Origin of the sequence: Phyllobacterium bourgognense, assembly GCF_003337575.1 — a bacterium.
In the GTDB taxonomy this organism is placed as follows: Bacteria; Pseudomonadota; Alphaproteobacteria; order Rhizobiales; family Rhizobiaceae; genus Phyllobacterium; species Phyllobacterium bourgognense.
Genome location: NZ_QPJM01000003.1, coordinates 333197 through 358448 on the forward strand (window position 1 = coordinate 333197; position 25252 = coordinate 358448).

A 25252-nucleotide genomic window follows, 5' to 3' on the forward strand; every position below is an offset into this window, starting at 1 on the left:
AGACGAGGTTCCCGTAGCGACGCCTCGAAGGCGATCGCGGCTGCATTTCGCCGCCGGTGCCACATGCTCATTCCTTATTCTGATCGCTGTTTTGGCCGGTATAGCTTTTGTCGTTCTGCGCGTGGGCATTGGTGGTGAAGCTCTGACGCAGCGCGCGCAAACGGCTCTCAAGACTGTTCTAGGCCCCGACACCGACGCTACGATCCAGTCAGCGCAAATTTCACTCGACCAGCGTCATCACGTGGCCCTCGAGGCTCGAGACGTCAATATTACCGATGCCAAGCGTGGCATCGAAATCAATAATGTACGCTCTGTCCGTATTGGTCTGGCAACAATGCCCTTGTTGCACGGCAATGTGAGTGTCGAGCGACTGGAACTCGACGGCGCTCAGATCAAGGTCACCTCGGTTGTACCGTTCGATTTCATGTCTTTGGTGCCCAAGGACGATCGCGGCCTTGTCGATCTCGACAGTGCATCGGCGGCGATTTTCTCGGGTCTCCAAAGCGCGGTATCGCTGCTCGATCAGCGTGAGACGCGCGATATCTCGATTGCAGATACAACGTTTGATTTCACGCTTGCGGGAGCGCCGGAACGTTTGCGCATCGTCAATCTCGATCTATCGGAAACCGGTGGGCCGGTTGCCATCAATGGCACGGTGGAGTGGCGCGGAAAGCAAGTCGATATCAATGCTCAGGCAAAGCGTTCCGCAATCGGAGCGAAGATCGAAGCCTTTTCGCTGGCCGTCAGCAAGATTCCGCTCGCAGGCAAATTCGGTACGGCCCCTGTACCCGACATTGACGGCATCAAGCCCGATGGCGCCTATCTGACCTACGACAATCTGGCTGAGGTGAAGCTGGATGGCCTGGCGGCGACCGCTTCCGAGCCAGCGCGTGTCTGGGGTGCGCTCAATATCGGCAATGGCCCCGTTACGATCGGCAATGTCGAAGATATGGCGGTGGAATCCCAGATCAATTTCGAACACGTATCCGGGGTCGACCAGATTGCGATCAAACCGTCGAACATTCATTTCGGTGGATTCACGGGTATGGTCGAAGGATCAATCGGACGGGAGACGCTGTCGCCGGGTCCTGCGTCAGCGGCCAATCCGGGTTACCAGTTCGAACTTACCACGAAAGACGCCAAATCAGCTCCTGCCGATTCTCCGATCTCGGCGCTTCCCTTCGATGCCCGTCTTGCGGGCCGGTATGATTTGGCGTTGAAGCACCTCGATGTGTCGCAGATAGAAGTGCTGGCAAACAAGGAAAGTTCGCTGTCCGGCAACGCCAGCGTTACTTTCGGCGGTGGTTCACCTGCGATGAACCTTGACTTGCAGATACCTGAAATGCCGGTCGCGGATGTCAAGCAGCTATGGCCTATCTGGGTCGCTACGGGTGCTCGACGCTGGCTCATCGACAAGATGCACGACGGTGAGGCGAAGGATAGCACAATCAAAGTGACGTTTCCGGCCGGACGATTCAACGGACCAGGCAAGCCGCCACCTCTCGAGGATAATGAAGTTCAGGTCGATTTCAATGTCACGGGCTCGCGGTTCGATATTGTCGGAGAACTACCAGCTGTTCAGAACGCCGATGGGAAAATCAGCGTTCGAGGCGCCTATACGATGATCAGTCTGGAGAAGGGGTCGTCAATCACGCCCGCCAATCGCGAGGTGAAGATCGTCGATGGAAAGCTTGTCATTCCGTGGGGCCCGCAACGCCCTGTCCTCTCCGACCTTGATTTGAATGTTGTTGGGGATGCTTCCGCCGTGTCGGAGTTCATCGGCTTCAAACCGATCAATGGATTGAAAAATCTTCCTTTTGTTCCGGAGGACATAAAAGGCGATGTGAAGGCGCACGTGCTCGTGACATTCCCGATAACACGCCGTGCGCCAGCGGGAAGCCTGACATGGTCCGCTGATATGCAATTATCCAATGTTTCGATCGCAAAGAAGATCGACGGGCAGACGATAACCGATGCTGACGGAACGCTCTCCGTCAATCAGGATGAAGCCCTCATCGAGGCCACCGCGCAGGTGAATGGCATTCCCGCTGAAGTGACGATGTTTGAACCCTTGGGGAAAAACACAGCGAAGCGCGAACAGAGTGTAACTTTGCAACTCGATGACAAGACCCGGAACGCTCTATTCCCGGCGCTCGATCCTTTGCTTTCTGGCCCGATTTCCGTGGAAATCGACAAGGCCGCCGACGGGTCGCGGGTCGCTACCGCCGATCTGACGAAGGCCGAAATCAAACTTACACAGCTGGGTTGGACCAAGGGAGCGGGCGTAAAAGCGACCGCAAAATTCTCGCTCCAGCAAGATGGGGACAACGCCAGTATCCGCAACCTTGACGTTTCCGGCGACACATTCCGCTTGCAAGGCGATGTGAATGTCGTGGATGGGGATATGACCTCGGCTGATTTTGGTACCGTCAGGTTAAATCGCGGTGACGATATCGCGGTAAAGGTCGACCGCACCAAATATGGATACAGGGTCGGTGTGAAGGGCAGTTCATTCGATGCCCGCCCTTTGCTCAATCAGATAACAGACAAGAAAAAGAACGGAGGCAACGACAGCAACAGCAAGCAGCGCGTGCTGGTCAACGCCGACATCGATAACGTTACCGGTTTTTACTCCGAGAACTTTGGCAATGTGTCTCTGTCCTATGAGGGGGTGGGTTCAAATGTTTCGGGCCTCGCCTTCAACGCCGTAACCAGAACCGGACAGAAGGTGGTGGCAGCCGATAGTTCAGAAAGTGGTGCGCGTTCGATCAGCCTGCAGTCGAAGGATGCCGGTGCGGTACTGCGCTTCTTCGGTTTTTACGACAAGATGTCCGGAGGCAGCATCAATGTTGCGCTCGATTCCAAGGGTGACGGTCCTTTGCGGGGGCAGATCGACGCGCGCGATTTCACACTGGTCAACGAACCGCGTCTGGCCAAACTGGTATCGACAGCACCCAATGGTACGAGCCTCAACGATGCGGTGAAGAAGAATATCGACGTATCGAAAGTGACATTCGACCGCGGTTTCTCGCAAATCGAGAAGGGGGCGAATTACATCAACCTTGCCAATGGCGTTATCCGCGGTTCGACGATCGGCACGACGTTCCAGGGCGTGCTCAGCGATCCGCAGGGCAACATGTCGCTGACAGGCACATTCATGCCCGCCTACGGGATCAACCGCATCTTCGGCGATGTCCCGATCCTTGGCCTTTTCCTTGGCAATGGCCGCGATGGCGGGTTGATCGGCATCACCTACAAGCTGATCGGGCCATTGAAACAGCCGCAGATTATCGTCAATCCGATTTCGGTGATCGCGCCGGGTATTTTCCGTTCTATCTTCGAGTTTCAGTAGGGGCCATCTTCTACAGGCTTGAGGCTTTGCCGGGTAGCAATGCCGCTGTGCGTGGTTCGACGGGGCTCACCATGAGGAAGGTTGATGATTGCAGGGAGACATTATCTCCAACGTTGCTAACCATTTTGCAGTCCACTAATCTCCCTCATGGTGAGCCCCGTCGAACCACGCATGGCAGTAATGCCAGCTATTTTTAGACCGGCCGCACCAGAATATGCTTCTTCTTGCCGAGGGAGAGTTTGATCACGCCCTCGGCCGTTACTTCAGACGTCCCAACTTGGGACTTCTCATCGGAAACGCTGGCATCGTTCACCCGCACAGCACCGCCCTGGATGTGGCGGCGGGCTTCACCGTTCGATCCGGCAAGACCAGCTTTGACGAGAAGTGTCAGGATGCCAATTCCAGCTTCGAGGTCGCTGCCTGCAATTTCGACGGTCGGCAAATTGGTTGCCAAAGCGCCTTCCTCGAAAGTCTTGCGGGCCGTTTCCGCAGCTTCCTCCGCGGCCTGACGGCCATGAAGCAATGCAGTGATTTCGGTGGCAAGGATCTTCTTGGTCTCGTTGATCTCCGCGCCGCCCAGCGAGGCCAGACGACTGATCTCATCCAACGGCAACGTCGTGTAGAGTTTCAGGAACCGCTCGACATCGGCATCTTCGGTGTTGCGCCAATATTGCCAGAAATCGTAGGGGCTCAGCAGATCGGCATTGAGCCAGATCGCACCATTCATCGACTTGCCCATCTTCGCGCCTGACGAAGTGGTCAGAAGCGGCGAGGTGAGGGCGTAGAGCTGCGGCGTGCCAAGACGATGACCGAGATCGATACCGTTGACGATATTCCCCCACTGATCGGAGCCGCCCATCTGCAGGCGCAAGCCATAGCGCTTGTTCAGTTCGACGAAATCATAGGCCTGCAGGATCATGTAGTTGAATTCAAGAAAGGAAAGCGACTGCTCGCGGTCGAGCCGCTGCTTCACCGAATCGAAGGACAACATGCGGTTGACGGAAAAATGCTGGCCGACATCGCGCAGAAACTCGAGGTAGTTGAGCGGCAACAACCATTCAGCATTATTGACCATCAGCGCGTCTTTCTGATCTTCGCCGAAGGATAAATAGTTGGCGAAGACCTTCTTGAGGCTATCGATATTGCTTTGGATGATCTCTGGCGTCATCAGCTTGCGCGCCTCATCCTTGAAGGATGGGTCGCCGACCATACCAGTACCACCGCCCATCAGTGCCACCGCGCGATGACCGGTCTTCTGCATCCAGTGCAGCATCATGATCTGCAGCAGGCTGCCAGCATGTAGGCTGGAGGCTGTGGGGTCAAAGCCGATATATGCCGACACGGTTTCCTTGGCGAAGAGTGCATCCAGACCGGCATCGTCGGAGGTCTGATGGATGAAGCCGCGCGTTGAAAGCGTGTGCAGAAATTCGGATTTGAAGGCAGACATTTCGGATTTTCCTGATTGAATCAACTGGCACAAAAGATGTGCCTTGGAGGACGCAGCCGTTTAACATCATTCTCTATCGAATCACAAGAAAGGCAGTGTCTTGGCAGCGATACGACGCGCGATCGGCCTGATGAGCGGAACGTCCATGGACGGAATCGACATCGCGCTCCTCGAAACGGATGGTAGAAGCGAAGTGCGGCGCGGTCCATCAGACTTCATGCCTTATGAGCGGGCGTTTCAGCGCCGGATCGAAGCCAGTCTCAACGATGCGAAATCCATCGCGTCGAGAAACGAGAGACCAGGTGAACTTGGCGTGATGGAAGCGGAGCTGACAAAACGTCACGGCGATGCGGTCTCGGTTTTTCTTTCGAGCCATGGCCTGAGTAAAGCCGATGTCGACCTGATCGGTTTTCATGGTCAGACAGTCCTCCACAGACCGCTTCAGGCGCTGACAGTACAGCTCGGCGATGGGAAAATGCTGGCTGACCGGACAGGGATCCCGGTCGTTTATGACATGCGGGCCAATGACATGGTGCATGGCGGGCAGGGCGCACCATTGGTGCCTGCCTATCATCAGGCGCTGGCAGCGCGGGTGCCGCCCGAACTGAGCCAAGGGAAGCCTGTCGTCTTCGTCAACATCGGCGGCATATCTAACGTGACCATTACTTCCGGCAATTCTGACCCGGTTGCCTTCGATACAGGACCGGGTAACACGCTGATCGACCAGTGGGTCTCCGAAAAGGCCGGCATCGCTTACGATGCGGGCGGTTCTATTGCCAGCGAAGGGCTGGTGGTAGGCCATGCGGTCACACGCTATCTGGCGAAACCGTTTTTCGATCTCGCTCCTCCGAAATCACTTGATCGCAATGATTTCACGCTCGCCGACTTGGGCGATATGGAACTTTCAGACGGGGCGCGGACCTTGGCCAAAGTGACGGCCGAAGCAATCCTCAAGGCCAGCGCCTATTCGCCAGAAACACCATCGCTCTGGGTGATTTGTGGTGGCGGCCGCAAGAATGCGACGATCATGACCGATCTCACGCAAGGCGCAGCAATTGCCGGGGCAAAGGTTATCGTTGCTGAGGATCTGGGATTCAACGGCGATTCGATGGAAGCCGAAGCCTGGGCCTATCTCGCCGTGCGGTCGCTGGACGGGCTGCCGTTGACCTGGCCAACGACAACCGGTTGCAGCGCCCCCGTGTCCGGGGGCGTGCTCGTTAAACCTGCCTAGCGCAGGCGCTTCGGCTTGGCCTCGACCAATTCGCCATTCAGACGGCGATCGAGATAATCGGAGCATTCTACGATGACCTCATCGGTCATGCCCGAGAAGAAGTGGTTGGCACCGACCATCGTCTTCTGCGTGATGGTGATACCCTTCTGTGTCTTCAACTTATCAACCAGGCCCTGGACATCCTTGGGCGGTGCAACCTTGTCCTGATCGCCATGAAGGATCAGCCCGGAAGAAGGGCAAGGCGCCAGGAACGAGAAATCATAGGTGTTTGGCTGCGGCGCGACCGAGATAAATCCTTCGATTTCCGGGCGGCGCATCAAGAGTTGCATGCCGATCCAGGCGCCGAAGGAATAACCGGCGACCCAGCAGGTCTTGGAATCCGGATGCAGCGACTGCACCCAATCAAGTGCGCCGGCGGCGTCCGACAATTCGCCCGAACCATGGTCAAACTCACCCTGACTGCGGCCGATGCCACGGAAGTTGAAACGCAACGTCGTGAACCCGCGCTGCTGGAACATGTAAAACAGATCGTAGACGATCTTGTTGTTCATGGTCCCGCCAAACTGCGGATGCGGATGCAGGACAATCGCGATCGGGGCATTTTTTTCCGTCGAAGGCTGATATCGGCCCTCAAGACGTCCCGCTGGTCCATTGAAAATTACTTCAGGCATATATACTCCAGTCTTCGCCAATTGGGCGCTTCTTGACCAGCCGGGCTTGACGGCAATCAACAGCGACCATAAAACCAGTTTAGAACCGTTCAAAACTGGTGTAGAACTTATCTCGAACCGGCTTAATAGGCTGGTACGAGGCCGAATTTCAAGAAAATTGCGCTTTTTGCCAAAAGAACAGGAATCAGGAGAAGCATGGCCCGCAATCGCGCCTATCTAGACTACAATGCAAGTGCACCGCTTATCCCGGCGGCACGCGATGCTGTGGTCAATGCGCTGATGCAGACCGGCAATCCGTCATCCGTTCATCTGGAAGGCCGTGCGACCAAGGCAATTCTTGAAGCTGCGCGCCGCGATGTCGCCGCGCTGGTCAACTCCAAGCCTGATCATGTGGTCTTTACATCGGGTGCGACCGAGGCAGCTTCAACCCTCCTCACGCCACATTATACGATGGGGCGAGCGGCGATGCGCCTGTCGCGGCTTTATGTCGGCGCGAGCGAGCATCCTTGCATCCTAGCCGGCGGACAGTTTCCGGCAGATCAGGTTGACGTAATTGGTGTTGACCACAGCGGCCTGGCTGATCTGGAGCAACTGCGTGCGCTTCTTGTTGCCCATGATCGCAGCCAAGGGCTGCCGCTTGTTGCCGTACAGGCGGCCAACAACGAAACTGGCGTCTTGCAGCCGATCGAAACGATTGGAGCGCTGGTGAAGGAATTCGGCGGGCTGTTCGTTGTTGACGCGGTGCAGGCTGCAGGACGAATTCCGCTCGATATTACAACAAGTTCTGCGGATTATCTCATCCTGTCGTCGCACAAGATCGGTGGTCCAAAAGGCGTTGGCGCGATTGTGGCAGTGTCTGATCTGGCAATGCCGAAGCCCATTATCCGCGGCGGTGGACAGGAAAAGGGCCATCGCGGCGGTACGGAGGCATTGCCACTTATTGCCGGATTCGGTGCAGCAGCACGCGTGGCCAAGGAACGCCTGGATTCTGGTGGCTGGCCAACACAAAAACGCGAAATGATCGAACAGAGCGTCCGGACGATCGCGCCTGACGCCTTTATCTATGGTGAGGCTGTTGACCGCCTGCCGAACACCACCATGTTTTCGCTGGCTGATATGAAAGCGGAAACCGTACAGATCGCTTTCGATCTCGCAGGAATCGCGCTATCCGCCGGGTCCGCCTGTTCATCCGGAAAAGTCGGGCCAAGTCACGTGCTTGCGGCGATGGGATATGGCGATGGAACAGGCGGTCTGCGGGTCTCGACGGCGCCGGATACCAGTGACGAAGAGATCGCGCTTTTTCTGGAAGCGCTGAAGATTATGGTCGCGCGACGCGACCGCTCGAAACCAGCCGCGGCCGATGCCGCGTAAAGAAATTCGATTATCGGCAGATTATCGCCGTTAATTGAAAAAAATCCGGTGAATACCGGTGTTAAATCGTGCGATTGCGCACTACATAGAGGCAGATATTCAAGACGACATACTGCCTTGACGTTTGCAACTGCGGGACCTTGAACCCCGCGTGGATGGAGAACGCCAATGCCTGCAGTGCAGGAAACCATTGACCGGGTCCGTACGCTTGACGTGGACCAGTACAAATACGGCTTTGAAACCCTTATCGAAATGGATAAGGCGCCGAAGGGCCTTAATGCAGATATCATTCGCTTTATCTCTGCCAAGAAGAATGAGCCGGATTGGATGCTTGAATGGCGTCTGAAGGCTTATGAACGCTGGCTGACGATGGAAGAGCCCACTTGGGCGCGCGTGAATTATCCGAAGATCGACTTCCAGGATATGGTTTATTACGCCGGTCCGAAGAACCAGACCGGCCCGACGTCGCTTGCCGATGTCGATCCGGAACTGCTGCGCACCTATGAGAAGCTCGGAATTCCGCTGAAAGAGCAGGAAATCCTCGCGGGTGTGCGCAAGGTTGGCGAGGCGAGCCCCAGCGACGAAGACGAGGAAGCCAGCGACAACGTTTACAAGTCCGGCCGCGTCGCGGTCGATGCTGTGTTCGACAGCGTCTCGGTGGTCACGACATTCAAGGCCGAACTGGCAAAAGCCGGTGTCATCTTCTGCTCGATCTCCGAAGCGATCCGCGAGCATCCGGATCTGGTGAAGAAGTATCTCGCAACGGTTGTTCCGGTTTCGGATAATTTCTACGCGACGCTGAATTCGGCTGTCTTCACTGACGGTTCGTTTGTCTATGTGCCGAAGGGCGTGCGCTGCCCGATGGAGCTTTCCACCTATTTCCGCATCAACGAGCGGGATACTGGCCAGTTCGAGCGGACGCTGATCATCGCGGAAGAAGGTGCGTATGTGTCCTACCTTGAGGGCTGCACGGCACCGCAGCGCGACGAAAACCAGCTGCATGCGGCTGTTGTCGAGCTTATTGCACTTGACGATGCAGAGATCAAATATTCCACCGTGCAGAACTGGTTCCCCGGCGATGCGGAAGGCAAGGGCGGTATTTACAACTTCGTCACCAAGCGTGGCGATTGCCGCGGCGTCAATTCCAAGATCTCGTGGACGCAGGTCGAGACCGGTTCCGCGATCACCTGGAAATACCCATCTGTCATTCTGCGCGGCGACAATTCACGCGGCGAGTTCTACTCGATTGCCGTTTCCAATGGTCACCAGCAGATCGACAGCGGTACCAAGATGCTGCATCTCGGCAAGAACACATCGAGCCGCATCATCTCCAAGGGTATTTCAGCGGGCAAGTCGAACAACACCTATCGCGGTCAGGTTTCAGCCCATCGCAAGGCCGAGAACGCCCGCAACTTCACCCAGTGCGACTCGCTGCTGATTGGTAATGATTGCGGCGCGCATACGGTGCCGTACATCGAAGCCAAAAATGCGACCGCGCAATTCGAACACGAGGCGACCACCTCGAAGATCTCGGAAGATGCGCTGTTTTATGTAATGCAGCGCGGCATTCCGGAAGAAGAGGCGATTGCACTCATCGTCAATGGCTTCGTCAAGGAAGTCATCCAGGAACTGCCGATGGAATTTGCCGTTGAAGCGCAGAAGCTAATCGGCATCAGCCTCGAGGGGAGCGTCGGATAATGGCACCAATTACTACTGACGCACTCGACAGGCTTCGCCGACGTTATGAAGAATTGGGCGAAGTGATCGACGAGTTGACTGATACGATTGCGCGTTCGTCTACCGCGACCGAGAGCGTTCTTGAGCCGGAACTGATTAGAGCGCGCAAGGAACTCGCATCTGTGGTCGAGCGCCTCAAGACCCTCAGCGGCGAGAGCTCATCATAGTCGGCACGGCACGTGTCATTGGCCGACAGAACCAAGATTGAAAGTTAGGGATCGCCAAGGCTGATCCCCGGAATCCAAAAGGTAGTAATATGCTGGAAATCAGAAACCTTCATGCGAAGATCGCAGACACGGACACCGAGATCATTCGCGGCCTGAATCTCACCGTCAAGGCTGGTGAAGTCGCTGCGATCATGGGGCCGAACGGTTCCGGGAAATCGACTCTGTCCTATATTCTCGCGGGTCGTGCTGACTACGAAGTCACCGAGGGCGATATCCTCTACAACGGCGAATCCATTCTGGAGCTCGACCCGTCCGAGCGTGCAGCCAAGGGCATTTTCCTGGCGTTCCAATATCCGATGGAGATACCGGGTGTTGCGACGATGGAATTCCTGAAGGTAGCTATGAATTCGCAGCGCAAGGCACGCGGTGAAGAGCCGCTGAAAATTCCCGAATTCATCGGGCGCGTAAAGACAGCAGCTGCGTCGCTCGACATGGACATCGCCATGCTCAAACGTCCGCTCAATGTCGGTTTCTCCGGCGGCGAGAAAAAACGTGCGGAAATCCTGCAGATGAAGCTGCTCGAGCCGAAGCTCTGCGTTCTCGACGAGACCGATTCCGGTCTCGACATCGACGCGCTCAAGATCGTTGCCGATGGCGTCAATGCATTGCGGTCGCCCGATCGCGCAGTGGTCGTCATCACCCACTACCAGCGTTTGCTCGACTATATCGTGCCGGACACTGTCCATGTTCTCTACAAGGGGCAGGTGATCAAGTCGGGCGACAAGAATCTTGCACTCGAGCTGGAAGAGAATGGCTATGCCAATATTATCGGTGAGGCAGCCTGAGGAATAACGTCATGAATGTTCATACAGGACGCCAACCCACACCTGCTGAATCGGCACTGGTCGACGCTTTCGTCGACCGGATGGGCGAACTGCCGGGCGACGGCGAGATCGCCAGCGCCCGCGACAACGCGATTGAAGCGTTGAAGACGCAAGGCCTTCCGTCGCGTCGCGTCGAGGCTTGGCACTATACTGATCTGCGAACACTGCTACGCAACGTTCCCGCCTATGACGGGACAGCTGGAACCAACGCCCTGCCAGCGATTATCGCAGGATCGGCGGTGGCGACAGTCTCCAACGGCGTCGCGCTGACCTCTCCGCGTCTCGAAGGTGTCGAATTCACCAGGTTCGGTGATAAACTGTCCGATGGTTCGGTGATCCGCGAGCTTGCCATTCGTGACGGCGACGACGCGATCGGCCAGATCAATGCGGCCTATGTCACCGATGGCTGGGCGATTGCCTTTGCCGATGGTGTAGAACTGGAAACGCCGCTTGAATTGCAGAACGCCCAGCTTCGCGGCCAGGGGCATGTGCGTTTTCCGGTCAAGTTCGGCAAGGGTGTCAAGGCAACAATCATCGAGCGCCAAACCGGCGGCGAGGGCGAAGGCTTTTCAACCAGCGTCAGCAATGTAACCGTCGCTGATGATGCGGAAATCACCTGGATCATCCTGCGCGAGCAGGGCGTCGAGGCAACGCAGCTGGCGCAGTTCATCGCCACGATTGGCTCCAATGCCAAATTGACGGTTTATGTTGTCAATGCCGGCGGCAAGCTCGTCCGTCAGGAGGTGCATGTGCTGGTGAAGGGTGAAGGTTCCGACTTCCAGCTCCGCGGCGTCAATTTGCTCGGCGGCGACAGCCACACGGACGTCACCATGACACTCGGTCATCTGGTCGAAAACACAACATCGGTGCAGATCATCCGAAATGTCGTCACTGATCGCGCGCGCGGCGTGTTCCAGGGTCAGATCAAGGTCAACAAGATCGCCCAGAAGACCGACGCGCGCATGGCATGCAACACGTTGCTTCTCTCGGACGACGGCGAATTCGATGCCAAGCCGGAGCTGGAGATTTTTGCGGATGACGTGGCCTGCGGCCATGGCGCAACGGTTACAGAGATCGATGGCAATCATCTTTTCTACCTGCGTGCACGCGGCATCCCGGAAAATGAAGCGCGAGGTCTTCTGATCAAGGCATTCGTTGCCGAAATCGTCGAAGAGCTGGAAAACGAACCCCTTGTCGAGGCGCTTGAAGACATTCTCGACAAATGGCTTGCGGTACACGTCTGATCGACTGAACCTATATGGAAAGCGCGGCTATCATGGATACAAGGATCATTCAAAGCGGCTATGACGTAGAGGCAATTCGCCAGGATTTCCCGATCCTGTCGCGCGAAGTCTATGGCAAGCCGCTGGTGTATCTCGATAATGGCGCTTCGGCCCAGAAACCGCGGGCTGTGATCGATATGATCACGCAAACCTATTCCAACGAATACGCCAATGTGCATCGCGGGCTACATTTCCTGTCGAACGCTGCGACCGATGCCTATGAAAAGGCACGGGAAAGCGTCCGCCGGTTTCTGAATGCGGCGTCGGTTGATGAAATCGTTTTCACCAAATCCGCGACGGAGTCGATCAATACTGTCGCCTATGGCTACGGTATGCCGAATATCGGAACAAGTGACGAGATCGTGCTTTCCATCATGGAGCACCACTCGAACATCGTGCCTTGGCATTTCATTCGTGAGCGCCAGGGGGCCAAGCTCGTCTGGGTGCCCGTCGATGAACAGGGTGCATTCCACATCGAGGAATTTGAAAAGCGGCTGACCGACCGCACCAAGCTTGTCGCGATCACCCATATGTCAAACGTGCTCGGTACAGTGACGCCGATCAAGGAGATCGTCCGCATTGCCCATGCTCGCGGTATTCCGGTGCTGGTCGATGGCAGCCAGGGTGCGGTCCATCTGCCGGTCGATGTGCAGGATCTCGGTTGCGACTGGTATATTTTCACCGGCCACAAGATCTACGGACCGTCGGGCATAGGCGTACTTTATGGGCGCAAGGAAATGCTCGAAGCGATGCGGCCATTCCAGGGTGGCGGCGAAATGATCGAGGAGGTGACGGAGGATATCGTCACTTACAACCACCCGCCACACCGGTTTGAAGCTGGCACCCCGCCGATCGCCCAGGCTATCGGGCTTGGCGCAGCGATCGAATATGTCGAGAAGATCGGCCGCGCAGCTATTCTCGCCCACGAAGAAGATTTGCGCGATTATGCGCACCAACGTCTGCGCGAAATCAATTCGCTGCGTATCTTTGGCGATGCAAAGGGCAAGGGTGCGATTATTTCCTTCGAACTGCAGGGCATCCATGCCCATGACGTATCAATGGTGATCGACCGTGCAGGCGTTGCCGTGCGGGCGGGTACCCATTGCGCACAGCCGCTATTGAAACGTTTCGGCGTAACATCCACATGCCGTGCATCGTTTGCGATGTATAATACAAGAGACGAGATCGATGTTCTCGCCGATGCGCTGGAAAAGGCGCGGAAATTCTTTGGGTGATGACCATGACTGACAAAGTCGAGACACTGGAAAAAGCTGAGACACCAGTCGTTGAACCCGGTTCTGCAAAGGCCGAGGTCGAGACCGCGCCTGTGTCGGCTATTCCGGCAGATGAGCTCGCGCGGATGACCGATGATGTCATCGGTGCCTTGAAAACCGTATATGACCCGGAAATTCCCGCCGATATCTACGAGCTCGGTCTGGTCTACAAGATCGATATCGAGGACGACCGCTCGGTCAAGATCGAAATGACACTGACGGCACCTGGCTGCCCGGTTGCCGGCGAAATGCCTGGCTGGGTGCAGGATGCAGTCAGCGCCGTAGAAGGCGTGAGCTTTGTCGATGTCACCATGACATTCGATCCACCCTGGACGCCTGATCGCATGTCGGAAGAGGCGCAAGTCGCGGTGGGCTGGTATTAGGGTGGGTTGATATTCGCGCCCTGACGATCTGCAAACGGCATTTTTCTGCGATCCTCAAGCAGCTTTTGTTCTAAGGCGCCTCGCAGCCTTCCGGCACACTCTGTTCGAATGGTTGATCTGATTTCTGCAGTGTTCCGTCCAATATAGAGAGCGGGACGTAGGGAACGCCCTGGATCGCCGGGTTTGCCAATCTTAGACGATAACAGCCGTTGAACACCGTCACGCTGCCATCCTTGCCCTCGGATTTAATCGCCATCGGCTGGCTCCAATAGGCGGAACCCGCTGCGCCTTCGCCGACAGCCTTGCCGAACAGCACGCTGACCGTTGCGGTGGTTTCATACCCCGCCTGAAATTGCGGGAATGGTTGTGGCGGGCTGTCCGAAGCATAATAGCTGTATGCGCGAGCATATTCTTGCCGGTTGATGGCATTGTAGTACGACTTGATCAGGGCCTCGGGATTGCTCCGGTCATCAAGATATTCCGGGGGCGTCTGCGTTGCGGTTGCCGCCTGTTCCTTCGGTACCGGCGTTTCGGCAGGTGCAGGTGTGGTCGCTTCAGGCTGTTTCGCTTCCTGCGCGAACCCTGGTACGATATGCAGCGATAACACTGCTGCGCTGCAAACAACGAGATGGCGATAATTCATGCTTTCAGCCCTCTGCCAGTCATGTTTATCAGTCGATCACAGTTTGAACACTTGCAGTGACGGTTGTGTAACACTAACTATGTTATTCGAGTGATCGTTCCACCGATCTCGAACAAGAGAGATGAGAAATGGGTCGTTTTTCTGTCATGACGTTGACCGACGCCGCCGCACAGCGCGTGAGCGAGATCGTGGCGACGCGCGAAAATGCGCTCGGCATTCGCGTCGGCATCAAGAAGGGCGGCTGCGCAGGCATGGAATATATGATCGATCTCGTTACCGAAGCAAAAGCCGGTGATGATGTGGTCGAAAAAGACGGCTCGAAGGTTTTTGTCGCGCCGGAAGCTGTGCTCTACCTCCTGGGCACGCAGATGGATTTTGAAGTGACGAAGCTGCGCACGGGCTTCGTCTTCAACAATCCCAATCAGACTTCAGCCTGTGGTTGTGGAGAGTCTGTGGAATTGACGCCGGTCAAGCCGGAAGCGCTGGCATCAGCCGCTTCCTGACCTTTTCGTCATGGACAATGACGCAATTCAGGATTTGTTTTCAGGACTAGGGCCGGTCACGATCAAACGCATGTTTGGCGGCAAGGGCATCTATTTCGAGGGCACGATTATCGCGCTCGAAGTCAGTGACGAAATTCTCTTGAAAGCAGATAAGGTCTCAGCGCCTGAATTTGAAGCAGCCAACTGCCGACAATGGACCTATGCGCGCGAGGGCAAAAAGCCCGTCGGTATGCCCTATTGGTCTGTCCCGGCAGAGGCTTTCGATGACCCCGACATCATGACCGAATGGGCAAAACGGGCGTACGAAGCGTCACTGCGTGTCGCCAAATAACGCTCGCGCCTTGCAATAAAAATTCAGACCTTGGTGTCAATCAGCATGAATGCCGGGATTTCATCGCCGAAGCCAATCGGTGCCGAACCCATGTCATCGCGGTCGCGTCGGTGATCACGGCGCGGCTCGGTATGCGGAACGCGGGCACGACGCTGCTCGTTTTCCGCTTTGATCGCGGCTTTTTGCGGCTTCTCAGCGGTACGAATGATCGGTTGATCATCGATCATGGGCTGCGCATCAACCTCTTTGGCCTTTTCTGCCGCCGCGATGATGTCGATTTCGGATTGGGGGCGTTCGCGTTCACGGCCCTCATTGCGTTGCCGGCGCTTTGGCGCGCTCTTGTCGCGACTATTGCGGCCACGGCGCGGCGCTTCATCCGGCTCAGTCGAAACAGGCAGAGTCGACAGATCACCGTCGTACCAGTTAATATCCTCGCCGATCAGCTTTTCGATCGAAGCGAGGTATTTCACGTCTGACTGCGTCACCAGCGTAAAAGCCTTGCCGGAGCGTCCCGCGCGGCCGGTACGGCCAATACGATGGACGTAATCTTCGGAATGGATCGGCACGTCGAAGTTAAACACGTGGCTGACATCTGGAATGTCCAGCCCGCGCGCGGCGACGTCGGACGCAACGAGAATCTTCAACTTGTTGTCCTTGAAGTTCGCCAGCATTGTCGTACGCGCACGCTGATCCATATCGCCATGCAAGGCGCCGGCATCAAATTCGTGCTTCACCAGCGAGCGGAAAAGCTCGGACACATCCTTCTTGCGATTACAGAAGATGATTGCGTTCTTCAGTCCGTCGGCTTCGGCGCGGATGAGATCGCGCAGCACAGCGCGCTTCTCCCAATCCTTCTTGCCTGACTTGACCAGTTGCTGCTCTACGGTTTTCGCCGTCGTCGCTGCCTTGGCAACTTCGATGCGAACAGGAGAGTGCAGGAATTGTTCCGTCAGTTTGGTGATTTCCGGCGGCATGGTCGCCGAGAAAAACAGCGTCTGGCGCGTAAAGGGGATCAACTTGCAGATGCGTTCAATATCGGGAATGAAACCCATGTCGAGCATGCGGTCGGCTTCGTCGATGACGAGAATGTCGACGGCGCTCAAAAGCAGCTTGCCGCGTTCGAAATGATCGAGCAGCCGTCCGGGCGTTGCGATCAACACATCAGCGCCGCGTTCAAGCTTGCGCAACTGGTCGTCGAAGGAAACACCGCCGATCAGGAGCGCAACGTTAAGGCGATGGTTCTTGCCATACTTGACGAAGTTTTCTTCAACCTGCGCTGCGAGTTCGCGCGTCGGTTCAAGGATGAGTGTGCGTGGCATGCGAGCGCGTGCGCGGCCCTGTTCAAGCAGCGTCAGCATCGGTAGAACGAAAGAGGCGGTCTTGCCGGTTCCGGTCTGGGCGATGCCAAGAACGTCCTTGCGCTGCAGCGCATGCGGGATCGCGCCAAGCTGGATCGGTGTTGGTATTGTATATCCTGCTGCTTCTACAGCATCGAGCACTTTCGGCGAAAGGCCCAGGTCAGCAAAGGTGGTCAATGGAGATTTAACTTTCTATCTGCAGTCGGTGCTGCGCATGCCTGTTGTCGGCTAGGGCGTCATCTGCATCAAAGCATCAGGCACTCTCGATTTGCACAGCGTTTGCTGACAATGGCGTTACGGCGCATGCCAGCAAAAGTCAACTCTTGGATCAGCTCAGATTTAAGAGTTCGTTACAATTGTGCATCATTTTATTCTGATGTTGTCAATAAAGGAACTGTTCCTTGAGAATTCGTTCGTTCCAGGAATGGTTCTTGTCAAACAGAATGGTCGCCCTGAGTTGAGATGCTTCTTCAACTGTGACCGATAGAACGGATTTTACTTCCATATGATCGGCGACGGCATTTACCGGTCGTTTCTCGGGCTCGAGGATATCGAACCGCACTGTCACTTTGTTCGGCAGCAATGCACCGCGCCAGCGCCTTGGACGAAAAGCGGAAACCGGGGTGAGGGCAAGGAGCCGTGCATCGAGTGGCAGGATCGGTCCTTGCGCTGAAAGATTATATGCGGTCGAGCCGGCAGGCGTTGCGACCATGACGCCGTCGCAGATCAGTTCTTCCAGCCGCACCTTGTCATCAACGCTGATCCTGATCTTGGCAGCCTGGTATGACTGTCGCAACAATGAGACTTCATTCAACGCAAATGCCGTGAACGTACCGTCTTCGGCGGACTCCGTTACCATCTTCAATGGCCGGATTGTCTCCGACTGCGCGGCTTCTACTCGTTCCTTCAACGCGGTGTCGCTGAACTCGTTCATCAGGAAGCCGACCGACCCACGGTTCATCCCATAGATCATTTTGCCCTGGTTCATGTAGTTCTGCAGTGTCTGCAGCATGAAGCCATCGCCGCCAAGTGCAATGATGACATCGGCATCCTTGGCCTCGGCCTGCCCATAAATCTTTGTGAGATCGTGTAGCGCCTCATCGGAATCCGGCGTACCGGAGGAAAGAAAAGCAAATGTTTCGATTTTCCGGTTCATGGCTGCCTGCTTATCCGAACGATTGGCAACGTGCCTAACACGCCGGAAGCAATCTGGCAAAAAGACCATGAAGTATTCTGGAGACGGCAGCGCTACAGGACGACATCGAAGGATGCTGTTACAAGCCAATGAGGCGGCAGGTGATCGCCGCCAATGGATGAATCGTTAACATGCTGCGAAAGCGTGGCTAAGCCGCTGCAGCCAGATAAAATCGCTGATACAGCTCCCGCTCAAGTTCCTCGAGATCCGTATTCACCAGTGTCCGGCCATCGCTGTGCAGCAAGTACACCGCACCACTCTTCTCGATGCAACAAAGTCCATCGGCGTAGACAAAGCCCTCGCCTTCACACAAACCTTTCGCATGGAGATCGTCACTATAGTCACGCGAACCTTGAAACTCCTCGAAGCTCATGGTCATTTCTTCAATCCTTCCAGCCGCAGTTGTCGCGTCATTTCAGGATTTGACCTGATTCGGCCGTCCGAAATCAACCCATAGTGGGTAGGGGAGGCGGATAACCACTATATTTTTGCAAGTGTCGGAGATTTTTTGTGCGCGCGCAGTATCACTTTCGTCCAAACGGCTTATGGCGACCGTCCGGCAAGTTGCAGCATTAGGATTAATGCAACTTGAGATAGGGAGTTGCTTTGTCACACATACGTTCTCAATGCAGCATTGTATTATTCCTCCGGTCGATCGGGAGGACTCGCAAGTCGGGCCACTGATCGGCCGGACTGGGAGGAGATAGAGATCTACGAACGCACAGCATCCCCCCGCCATGCGTTTGTCTCTCTCCTCCCTTTTTCCTCTGAGAAGGCCGTCCAGGAGGCGGAAATACGCCTTTCGGTGGATAGCCTTAGGGCTACACATACGGCGACCCGCAACGGGTGTATTCTCGGCGGACTGACCGACCTTTCGACCTCGATTGCACCCCGATTTAACGGTCAGCCTAGCTGGGAGGAGAAGAGGCGCAAACGTTACGTCTTTTTCCTCCCGATTTTTGCAGAAGCACCATATGGCGGGTCTCGTCTGCAGCGCGTGGCTAGTGGTTCCTGCTCACGTTCAGAAAGATTGTCGCGATGTTCGCCAGATGGCCATCACCGCCTTCCCGGTACGCCTGACCGCCCGCTGCCGCTATCGCATCGAACAGACGGTTTCCTTCTTGCGTTGCTTTGGAGATTTCGTCGAAGACCTGCTGGCTATTTTTCCTGTCGACAAACTTGGTGTTCACGTAAGCAGCCAGAAGCCGCTTCCGCCGCTCGATGTCATCGGTCATCGCGCCGTAAAAACCCCAGACAAACCATGTTTCTCCAGTTTGCATATCAGCATCGCTGATTTGATTGCGCTGCCAGTCGGGAAGCTTGGCGCGCTGTGCATCGGCTGTCGTGCTAGCCAGCTCGTAAGCTTCGCTGTCGGTCTTGCTGCTTGCGGGTGTCATGGCAACCTCCAATAGCCAATCGGCTGGTCCGAAACATCATAGCAACATGGACCGGCCGGCGACAACCTTACCGCTTGAGGGCGATGATACGGACCAGAAAGTGCGGTCGGCAACATAGCGTATTTCAATTGATCCGCTGGCCACTATCGGTGTCGAAGAGGTGAGCGTTGGCAATATCACCCTTTACCGACAGCCGCTCGCCGACCCGGATTTCAGCTGACCTTGGGAATTCGATGGTGACAAGTTTCTCGGTTCCGGCATCGAGATAACCGAAGGTCTGGCTGCCAAGCCGTTCGACCACCGCCAATTCGCCGCTGAACCACCTCTCGGTGGCGTCGCAGACGGTGAGGTCTTCTGGACGGATACCGAAGGTAACCGTCTTTGCTGCCACGGCCGGGCCGTCCCCAGTACGCATAGCGACCTTGCCTGCCGGCAATTGCAGAACGAAATTGTTCGGGGTGGATTCAACGACATTCACCTGCAAGGTATTCATGGTCGGACTGCCGATGAAACGAGCCACGAAGAGACTTGCCGGCTTGCGGTAGAGGTCAAGCGGATGCCCGATCTGTTCGACGTTACCCGCGTTCATAACGACAATCCGATCAGCGAGCGTCATAGCTTCCACTTGATCGTGCGTGACGTAGACGGTCGTCGCCTGCATGCGGCGGTGCAGCTTGGCAATTTCAAGGCGCATCTCGACGCGAAGTGCGGCATCGAGATTCGACAGCGGTTCGTCGAAAAGGAATGCCTTCGGTCGGCGAACGATGGCGCGGCCCATCGCAACACGCTGGCGCTGGCCGCCCGAAAGTTGTGCCGGTCGACGCTCAAGATAATCCTGAAGCTTGAGGATATCGGCTGCGCCTGTCACGCGCGTGTCTATTTCATTGGTGGTCTCGCCGCGCATTTTCAGGCCAAACGCCATGTTTTCTTCAACGCTCATATGGGGGTAGAGCGCATAATCCTGGAAGACCATGGCAATGTCGCGATCGGAGGGCGGCAGGGCATTGACGACCTTGTCGCCAATCCTCAATTCACCCGCGCTGATTTCCTCCAGCCCGGCGATCATTCGGAGCAGGGTGGATTTCCCGCAACCGGACGGACCAACAAGAACGAGAAACTCGCCGCTCGCGACATCGATATTCACCCCGTGGATCACGGGAACTGTCCCGTAGAGTTTTCGGATCTGCTTCAGACTGATCGCTGTCATTTCGATTGTTCCTCCGCTTGATACGTTATTGACTTTCATTATCGATATCAATATCAATAATGATAATTAGCGTCATCTGCAACCAAGAGGAGAGCTTGCAGTGCCCGACGACTCCATCACTCGCAGATCAAATCGCCCATCCTATAGTCCGCTTCCAGCAAAAGCGGCCGTGGCGTTCGATCAATTGAAGCGGGATATAATGCTGGGAGAGTTGCGCGCCGGCGAGCCGTTGACGGAGCTTGATCTGGCGGCGCGGTTTCAGTGCAGTCAGGGTACCATTCGCGAGGCCCTGCTGCAGTTGCAGGAAGAAGGATTGGTGCGACGCCAGGGGCACCGGGGCACCCAGGTGTCTGCCTGCACAGTCGATGAAGCCGTTGAAATGTTCCGCGTGCGCCAGCAGATCGAATGTAATGGCATCGTTCGCGCGCTGCGCCACAAGAGCCGGACTCTCGTTTCCGATCTTCAGGAACTTGCCGACGATATGGCAGAGTCTGCAAACAGCGGCGACGAGCTCCAGCTGGCGGCGCTCGACCGGGATTTCCATCGGCGGATTTTTCGCGATGCCGACCTGCCGGCGCTCGATCCGATCCTGCACCGGTGCCTCGTTCACAACCATCGCTTCAAGATCTCAAGAAGTATCGGTTCCCGCGATCTGATGGCGACAGCACTACGGCACCGCGTCATAATTGAAGCCATAGAGCAGGGCGATGTGGTCGCTGCAACGCAAGCCTTGCATCATCATATCGCGACGATCGTCGACTTCGGGCCGACTGTGTTTCCGGACGCTGATCAATGAACGGCGCTGGTTTTTCCAATGAACTTTCAGCGGAAATGCGCGCGTTGTTGCTGCGCGTCGAAGAGGAGTTGGGCCCGCTACCTGATCCCACATTGCTGCCACCGGAAGAGGGCAGGGCCCAATCCGAACGTTCAAACCAGCGCAACAATGTAAACCTGCCGGCGCTTGCTCGGACGCGAGACATCATCGTCGCCGCCAACACAGATCTTGGTTCCCAGGATTGCCGCATGCGCGTGCTTGTGCCGCATGATGCGGGTGCCGGCGCTGTCCTGTTCGTTCATGGCGGAGGGTTCGCGTTCTGCAGTCCTGAAACGCATGAGCGTTGTGCCCGGGTTCTCGCCAACGAGATCAGGTTGCCCGTACTCGTTCCCGATTATCGGCTTGCCCCGGAACATCCATTTCCAGCGGGCCTGCACGACGTTGTCGCCTGCCTGCGTGCCGCATTCGCGGCGACTGCAGAAGCAGGCGTATCCACGGGACCGCTTATCATCGCTGGAGATTCGGCGGGGGCCAATCTCGCGCTTGCAGCCGTCATGCATGAAGAGAGAGCTGGACGTTCACTGCCGTCAGGCATGCTTCTGTTCTACGGCGCGTTTGGTGCCGACTTCACCACGGAGTCATATGGCCAGTTTGCCGAGGGCCCCGGTCTGACGCGCGGCAAGATGCAACGATACTGGAACTGGTATTGCCCGGATGAGGATGCCCGCCGCAATCCGCTGGTGGCACCGCTACATGCCGATGACCTTGTACTGCGCGCATTGCCGCCGCTCTATCTGCTGGCCGCGGGCATCGATCCCCTATTGTCCGACACGCTTCTATTCGCTGATCGGCTGAAGGCTGTTGGCCGCAACGATCCTCTCGCTGTTGTGCCGGGGGTAACGCATGGATTTCTGCAAAACACGAATGAACTGGCTGCTGCGCGGGAGGCGCTTGTGGCGGCCGGGGAGGCTGCTCGAGGAATGATCCGCGGCAGTTGACGACCCATAACAAAGGTGGAGGAAACAATGAGCATTCTCAAGAAACTGGGTATCAGTTGCGCATTCATGGCCGGCCTGGCGGTGAGCGCCGCCAATGCGGCCGAAACGGTGCGGTTCTGGTATCATTTCGACAATCCGGAAAATCCGATGTCGGATCTCGTGGCGAAGTTCGAGGCGAAAAATCCTGATATCAAAATTGAAGCGGAAAATGTTCCGTGGAACAGTTACTACGACAATCTGTATACCTCCCTGGTTGGTGGCAATGCGCCGGACGCCGGGATGGTCAAGCTTTTTGCGCAGCCGCGACTGGCTGAAATGGGCGCGCTGGAGCCGATTGGCGACCGTATCAACGCGTGGCCGGGCAAAGCCGATCTTCTCGATAATCTGCTGGAATTGAACAAGGGGCCGGATGGCCAGCAGTATTACCTGCCGATCCAGTACGTCGTTCTGTATCTTTATTACCGCGCCGATCTCTTCAAGGCGGCGGGCCTCAATCCACCGGTGACATGCGAAGACTTCCGCACGGCGGCACAGAAATTGACCAAAGCGCCCGACACCTATGGTTTTGGCCTGCGCGGTGGCAAGGGCGGCTGGGACCAGTGGGGAACATTTGTCTTTTCGCAAGGCGCGGAACTCAAGCCGGGCGGCCTTACCAACCCTGAAGCTGTCGCGGCCAATCAGTGGGTGATTGATCTGTTCCAGAAAGACAAGGTTATCCCGCCATCGGCTCCTAATGACGGCTTCCAGGAAATTGTCGCAGCGTTCAAGGCTGGCAAGACGGCCATGACCATTCATCATATTGGCTCATCCAATGATTTGGTCAAAGCGTTGGGGGATAAGGTTTCCGCTGTTCCCGCCCCCAAATGCGGCGGCAAGCAATGGACCTCCTATGGCGATGAATCCCTGGCGATTTTCTCATCGTCACAGGTGAAGGACGCTGCCTGGAAGTGGATATCCTTTCTCGCCGAGGGTGAAAACAACGTAGCTTTCAACAAGGCGACGGGCCAGATGACTGTAACCAAGAGCGGTTCCGAGCATTGGACCCTGCATGAACGCCGCTTCGTTGACGCCACGGTCCAGTCTCTGCCGTTTGCTCACGTGCTGCCGCAAAGCACCGCGACAGCGGAGTTCGTCAATACCGCGTGGCAGACGTCGATGCAGCAGGCGCTCACCGGCCAGATCACCTCGCAACAGATGATGCAACAGCTTGAAAGCCTTTTCGCGCAGTAGTGCGGAGGGGTTTCCCATTACTGGTCGACGTCCGCCGAAAGTAGATTGTAAATGTCAACGCTTGCACCATCAGCACCGCACGATCTCACGCAGGTCCGCCCGCTTCGCAGCCGGCTGATGCCGTACGCCCTGCTGGCGCCGGCAGTGCTCGTGACATTGTTCATCGTGTTCTTCCCGATGGTTCAGGCGGTCGTCACCAGCTTCTACGACCTGGTCCTGTGGAAGCCCAATGCCAGCCGGTTCGTGGGCTTCGGCAACTACATCAAGCTCTTGCACGACCCGGTATTCTGGACTTCGCTCGGCCACACGGCCATATGGATCGGCTTGACGGTGCCCTTGCAGATGGGTCTTGGCCTGGTCGCGGCGCTCCTGCTCAATCGCGAGTTCCCATGGCGCGGTCTGGCGCGTGCTCTCGTCATAATACCTTGGGCCTTGCCGAGCGTTGTCATCGCGCTGATGTGGCGCTGGATTTATGATCCAACCACCGGGGTGCTCAACGACATCCTGCTTTACCTGTCAATCATTCATTCAACCGTGCCCTGGCTTGCCGATCCGCATCTTGCGCTCTATGCGGTGATTGCAACCTTGACTTGGCAGGGCTTTCCGTTCTTCGCGGTGATGATCCTTGCCGGTTTGCAGGGGATACCTCAAAGCCAGTATGAAGCCGCCTCTATCGACGGGGCCAGCACGTGGCGGCAGTTCGTCCATATTACACTTCCGGGAATCGCACCCGTGCTGGCGACGGCGGGCCTGCTGCGTATTATCTGGGTCGCAAATTCCATGGATGTCATCTTCGTCATGACAGGTGGCGGCCCGGGTTATGCCACGCATACACTGCCGCTCTATGCGTTTATCAAGGCCCGGCAAAATCTCGATTTCGGCTATGGCACCGCCATTGCCGTTACGTTCACGATCCTTCTTGGTGCCATCGTGGCGGTCTATATCGTCCGGACCATGCGTGAGGTGGAACGATGAACAAACCCTCGACGCTCCGCCGGATTCTCACGACGGATATTCCTGTCGTCTTCATCATAATGCTCGCCATGGGGCCATTCGTCTGGATGATCCTGACGTCCCTGACTCCGACCGCGCAATTATCTGCGTCCGGCGTATCCCTGTCGCCGGCGGGGTGGAGCATGGACAATTATATCCGCCTATTGGAACAGACCTCGTTTCTCGGCAATATGCTGGACAGTCTGATTATTGCTGCTGGTACTGTCGTTCTCGGCCTTGCAGTTTCAGTCACTGCGGCCTACGCGCTGTCGCGTTTCCGCTTCCCCGGCCGCAAGCTGGTCATGCTGCAGTTTCTGCTGGTCAACATGTTTCCGATCGTGCTCCTGATCTTGCCGCTCTTTATCCTCATGCGGAAGATCGGCCTTCTCGATACGCACCTTGCGCTGATCCTCGCCAACTCAACTGTCGCCATTCCATTTGCGGTCTGGATGCTCCGGAGTTACATCGGCGCTATTCCCCGCAGTCTCGACGAAGCGGCCATGATCGATGGCTGTTCCCGGCTGCAGGCGTTGCGTCGCGTCGTTCTGCCGCTCGCGATGCCGGGCATCATTTCGACAGGCATCTACATCTTCATTACCGCGTGGAACGAATATCTCTACGCCCTGACGCTTGGCGGCCGCAATGTTCGCCCCGTTACCGTCGCCATCCAGACGCTGATAGGTGAATACCAGATCGAATGGGGGCTGCTCGCCGCCGGCGGTGTCGTCGGTGCGCTTCCCGCCACTCTGCTTTTCCTTCTCGTTCAACGCCGGCTTATCGGCGGCCTCACCCAAGGCGCAGTGAAGGGATGACTCTTATTAA

Annotated in this window: 23 protein-coding genes and 2 pseudogenes; 16 read left to right on the top strand and 9 right to left on the bottom strand. The window is 56.4% G+C overall.

What is annotated here, in order from left to right; genetic code table 11:
* Positions 1 to 91: 91 nt before the first annotated feature.
* Positions 92 to 3352, top strand: coding sequence for a YhdP family protein (locus C7476_RS08040; RefSeq protein ID WP_114429347.1), 3261 nt, complete (start codon positions 92 to 94; stop codon positions 3350 to 3352).
* A gap of 193 nt (positions 3353 to 3545) precedes the next feature.
* Here the strand turns inward: C7476_RS08040 and tyrS are convergent, their stop codons facing one another.
* Positions 3546 to 4799, bottom strand: coding sequence for a tyrosine--tRNA ligase (gene tyrS, locus C7476_RS08045; RefSeq protein ID WP_114429348.1), 1254 nt, complete (start codon positions 4797 to 4799; stop codon positions 3546 to 3548).
* Between the two features lie 100 nt (positions 4800 to 4899).
* Here tyrS and C7476_RS08050 point away from each other — a divergent pair, with 100 nt between their 5' ends.
* Entirely contained in the window at positions 4900 to 6030 is a 1131-nt protein-coding gene (locus C7476_RS08050; RefSeq protein ID WP_114429349.1) for an anhydro-N-acetylmuramic acid kinase, read from the top strand.
* On the opposite strand, the gene C7476_RS08055 is transcribed toward C7476_RS08050, so the two are convergent.
* Entirely contained in the window at positions 6027 to 6701 is a 675-nt protein-coding gene (locus tag C7476_RS08055) for an alpha/beta hydrolase (RefSeq protein WP_114429350.1), read from the bottom strand. The two genes, C7476_RS08050 and C7476_RS08055, sit on opposite strands and share 4 nt — an antisense overlap.
* A gap of 195 nt (positions 6702 to 6896) precedes the next feature.
* Here C7476_RS08055 and C7476_RS08060 point away from each other — a divergent pair, with 195 nt between their 5' ends.
* The 7 genes from C7476_RS08060 (at position 6897) to C7476_RS08090 (ending at position 13800) form a co-directional block, all read left to right on the top strand.
* Positions 6897 to 8072 carry a cysteine desulfurase family protein gene (locus C7476_RS08060; protein WP_114429351.1) on the top strand — a complete coding sequence of 392 codons (1176 nt, stop codon included), beginning with the start codon at positions 6897 to 6899 and terminating at the stop codon, positions 8070 to 8072.
* Positions 8073 to 8240: 168 nt separating this feature from the next.
* Complete coding sequence (gene sufB, locus C7476_RS08065; protein WP_112530944.1) at positions 8241 to 9770, top strand: Fe-S cluster assembly protein SufB; 1530 nt, start codon at positions 8241 to 8243, stop codon at positions 9768 to 9770.
* Entirely contained in the window at positions 9770 to 9976 is a 207-nt protein-coding gene (locus C7476_RS08070; RefSeq protein ID WP_112530945.1) for a hypothetical protein, read from the top strand. The genes sufB and C7476_RS08070 overlap by 1 nt, the downstream gene beginning before the upstream one ends.
* 89 nt (positions 9977 to 10065) lie before the next feature.
* The gene (gene sufC, locus C7476_RS08075) at positions 10066 to 10821 is read left to right on the top strand and encodes a Fe-S cluster assembly ATPase SufC (protein ID WP_114429352.1); all 756 of its coding nucleotides are present in this window, start codon (positions 10066 to 10068) and stop codon (positions 10819 to 10821) included.
* Between the two features lie 11 nt (positions 10822 to 10832).
* The gene (sufD, locus tag C7476_RS08080) at positions 10833 to 12104 is read left to right on the top strand and encodes a Fe-S cluster assembly protein SufD (protein ID WP_114429353.1); all 1272 of its coding nucleotides are present in this window, start codon (positions 10833 to 10835) and stop codon (positions 12102 to 12104) included.
* Between the two features lie 32 nt (positions 12105 to 12136).
* Entirely contained in the window at positions 12137 to 13378 is a 1242-nt protein-coding gene (locus C7476_RS08085) for a cysteine desulfurase (RefSeq protein WP_114429354.1), read from the top strand.
* Between the two features lie 5 nt (positions 13379 to 13383).
* Entirely contained in the window at positions 13384 to 13800 is a 417-nt protein-coding gene (locus C7476_RS08090) for an SUF system Fe-S cluster assembly protein (protein ID WP_114429481.1), read from the top strand.
* Between the two features lie 70 nt (positions 13801 to 13870).
* On the opposite strand, the gene C7476_RS08095 is transcribed toward C7476_RS08090, so the two are convergent.
* Complete coding sequence (locus C7476_RS08095) at positions 13871 to 14443, bottom strand: hypothetical protein (RefSeq protein ID WP_114429355.1); 573 nt, start codon at positions 14441 to 14443, stop codon at positions 13871 to 13873.
* A 128-nt stretch (positions 14444 to 14571) separates the two neighbouring features.
* On the opposite strand from C7476_RS08095, the gene sufA reads away from it, so the two are divergent.
* On the top strand, positions 14572 to 14946 hold the full coding sequence (gene sufA / locus C7476_RS08100) for a Fe-S cluster assembly scaffold SufA (RefSeq protein ID WP_114429356.1): 375 nt from the start codon (positions 14572 to 14574) through the stop codon (positions 14944 to 14946).
* Between the two features lie 10 nt (positions 14947 to 14956).
* On the top strand, positions 14957 to 15277 hold the full coding sequence (locus tag C7476_RS08105; RefSeq protein WP_114429357.1) for a TfoX/Sxy family protein: 321 nt from the start codon (positions 14957 to 14959) through the stop codon (positions 15275 to 15277).
* 23 nt (positions 15278 to 15300) lie between these two features.
* Here the strand turns inward: C7476_RS08105 and C7476_RS29365 are convergent.
* The 6 genes and pseudogenes from C7476_RS29365 to C7476_RS08130 all read right to left on the bottom strand — a co-directional run.
* Positions 15301 to 15453: pseudogene (locus tag C7476_RS29365) on the bottom strand (DEAD/DEAH box helicase); the annotation flags it as partial.
* A 168-nt stretch (positions 15454 to 15621) separates the two neighbouring features.
* Positions 15622 to 16812, bottom strand: a pseudogene (locus C7476_RS08110) (DEAD/DEAH box helicase); the annotation flags it as partial.
* Between the two features lie 205 nt (positions 16813 to 17017).
* Entirely contained in the window at positions 17018 to 17791 is a 774-nt protein-coding gene (locus C7476_RS08115) for an NAD kinase (protein WP_114429483.1), read from the bottom strand.
* 187 nt (positions 17792 to 17978) lie between these two features.
* Positions 17979 to 18209: a hypothetical protein gene (locus C7476_RS08120; protein ID WP_114429359.1), complete on the bottom strand. Its 231-nt coding sequence runs from the start codon at positions 18207 to 18209 to the stop codon at positions 17979 to 17981.
* Positions 18210 to 18831: 622 nt separating this feature from the next.
* Positions 18832 to 19227 (bottom strand): hypothetical protein, encoded by a 396-nt coding sequence (locus C7476_RS08125; protein ID WP_114429360.1) that lies wholly within the window; start codon positions 19225 to 19227, stop codon positions 18832 to 18834.
* A gap of 124 nt (positions 19228 to 19351) precedes the next feature.
* Complete coding sequence (locus tag C7476_RS08130; protein ID WP_114429361.1) at positions 19352 to 20434, bottom strand: ABC transporter ATP-binding protein; 1083 nt, start codon at positions 20432 to 20434, stop codon at positions 19352 to 19354.
* Between the two features lie 100 nt (positions 20435 to 20534).
* Between C7476_RS08130 and C7476_RS08135 the strand changes: the two genes are divergently transcribed.
* The 5 genes from C7476_RS08135 to C7476_RS08155 are packed head-to-tail and all read left to right on the top strand — an operon-like array spanning position 20535 to position 25242.
* Positions 20535 to 21230, top strand: coding sequence for a GntR family transcriptional regulator (locus C7476_RS08135; protein ID WP_245426218.1), 696 nt, complete (start codon positions 20535 to 20537; stop codon positions 21228 to 21230).
* Positions 21227 to 22207 carry an alpha/beta hydrolase gene (locus tag C7476_RS08140; RefSeq protein WP_114429362.1) on the top strand — a complete coding sequence of 327 codons (981 nt, stop codon included), beginning with the start codon at positions 21227 to 21229 and terminating at the stop codon, positions 22205 to 22207. The genes C7476_RS08135 and C7476_RS08140 overlap by 4 nt, the downstream gene beginning before the upstream one ends.
* Before the next feature lie 27 nt (positions 22208 to 22234).
* A complete protein-coding gene (locus tag C7476_RS08145) occupies positions 22235 to 23437 on the top strand; it encodes an ABC transporter substrate-binding protein (RefSeq protein ID WP_181872381.1) in 1203 nt (400 codons plus the stop codon).
* A 51-nt stretch (positions 23438 to 23488) separates the two neighbouring features.
* On the top strand, positions 23489 to 24412 hold the full coding sequence (locus C7476_RS08150) for a carbohydrate ABC transporter permease (protein WP_114429363.1): 924 nt from the start codon (positions 23489 to 23491) through the stop codon (positions 24410 to 24412).
* Positions 24409 to 25242, top strand: a complete 834-nt coding sequence (locus C7476_RS08155) for a carbohydrate ABC transporter permease (protein ID WP_114429364.1) — start codon at positions 24409 to 24411, stop codon at positions 25240 to 25242. Before C7476_RS08150 ends, C7476_RS08155 begins: the two co-directional genes overlap by 4 nt.
* Positions 25243 to 25252: the final 10 nt, after the last annotated feature.

Excerpts from the sequence above, each read along its gene's own strand:
- tyrS (WP_114429348.1), bottom strand. The coding sequence starts at position 4,799 with ATGTCTGCCTTCAAATCCGAATTTCTGCACACGCTTTCAACGCGCGGC.
- C7476_RS08055 (WP_114429350.1), bottom strand. The coding sequence starts at position 6,701 with ATGCCTGAAGTAATTTTCAATGGACCAGCGGGACGTCTTGAGGGCCGA.
- C7476_RS08060 (WP_114429351.1), top strand. The coding sequence starts at position 6,897 with ATGGCCCGCAATCGCGCCTATCTAGACTACAATGCAAGTGCACCGCTT.
- sufB (WP_112530944.1), top strand. The coding sequence starts at position 8,241 with ATGCCTGCAGTGCAGGAAACCATTGACCGGGTCCGTACGCTTGACGTG.
- C7476_RS08070 (WP_112530945.1), top strand. The coding sequence starts at position 9,770 with ATGGCACCAATTACTACTGACGCACTCGACAGGCTTCGCCGACGTTAT.
- sufC (WP_114429352.1), top strand. The coding sequence starts at position 10,066 with ATGCTGGAAATCAGAAACCTTCATGCGAAGATCGCAGACACGGACACC.
- sufD (WP_114429353.1), top strand. The coding sequence starts at position 10,833 with ATGAATGTTCATACAGGACGCCAACCCACACCTGCTGAATCGGCACTG.
- C7476_RS08085 (WP_114429354.1), top strand. The coding sequence starts at position 12,137 with ATGGATACAAGGATCATTCAAAGCGGCTATGACGTAGAGGCAATTCGC.
- C7476_RS08090 (WP_114429481.1), top strand. The coding sequence starts at position 13,384 with ATGACTGACAAAGTCGAGACACTGGAAAAAGCTGAGACACCAGTCGTT.
- C7476_RS08095 (WP_114429355.1), bottom strand. The coding sequence starts at position 14,443 with ATGAATTATCGCCATCTCGTTGTTTGCAGCGCAGCAGTGTTATCGCTG.
- sufA (WP_114429356.1), top strand. The coding sequence starts at position 14,572 with ATGGGTCGTTTTTCTGTCATGACGTTGACCGACGCCGCCGCACAGCGC.
- C7476_RS08105 (WP_114429357.1), top strand. The coding sequence starts at position 14,957 with ATGGACAATGACGCAATTCAGGATTTGTTTTCAGGACTAGGGCCGGTC.
- C7476_RS08115 (WP_114429483.1), bottom strand. The coding sequence starts at position 17,791 with ATGAACCGGAAAATCGAAACATTTGCTTTTCTTTCCTCCGGTACGCCG.
- C7476_RS08120 (WP_114429359.1), bottom strand. The coding sequence starts at position 18,209 with ATGACCATGAGCTTCGAGGAGTTTCAAGGTTCGCGTGACTATAGTGAC.
- C7476_RS08125 (WP_114429360.1), bottom strand. The coding sequence starts at position 19,227 with ATGACACCCGCAAGCAGCAAGACCGACAGCGAAGCTTACGAGCTGGCT.
- C7476_RS08130 (WP_114429361.1), bottom strand. The coding sequence starts at position 20,434 with ATGACAGCGATCAGTCTGAAGCAGATCCGAAAACTCTACGGGACAGTT.
- C7476_RS08140 (WP_114429362.1), top strand. The coding sequence starts at position 21,227 with ATGAACGGCGCTGGTTTTTCCAATGAACTTTCAGCGGAAATGCGCGCG.
- C7476_RS08145 (WP_181872381.1), top strand. The coding sequence starts at position 22,235 with ATGAGCATTCTCAAGAAACTGGGTATCAGTTGCGCATTCATGGCCGGC.
- C7476_RS08150 (WP_114429363.1), top strand. The coding sequence starts at position 23,489 with ATGTCAACGCTTGCACCATCAGCACCGCACGATCTCACGCAGGTCCGC.
- C7476_RS08155 (WP_114429364.1), top strand. The coding sequence starts at position 24,409 with ATGAACAAACCCTCGACGCTCCGCCGGATTCTCACGACGGATATTCCT.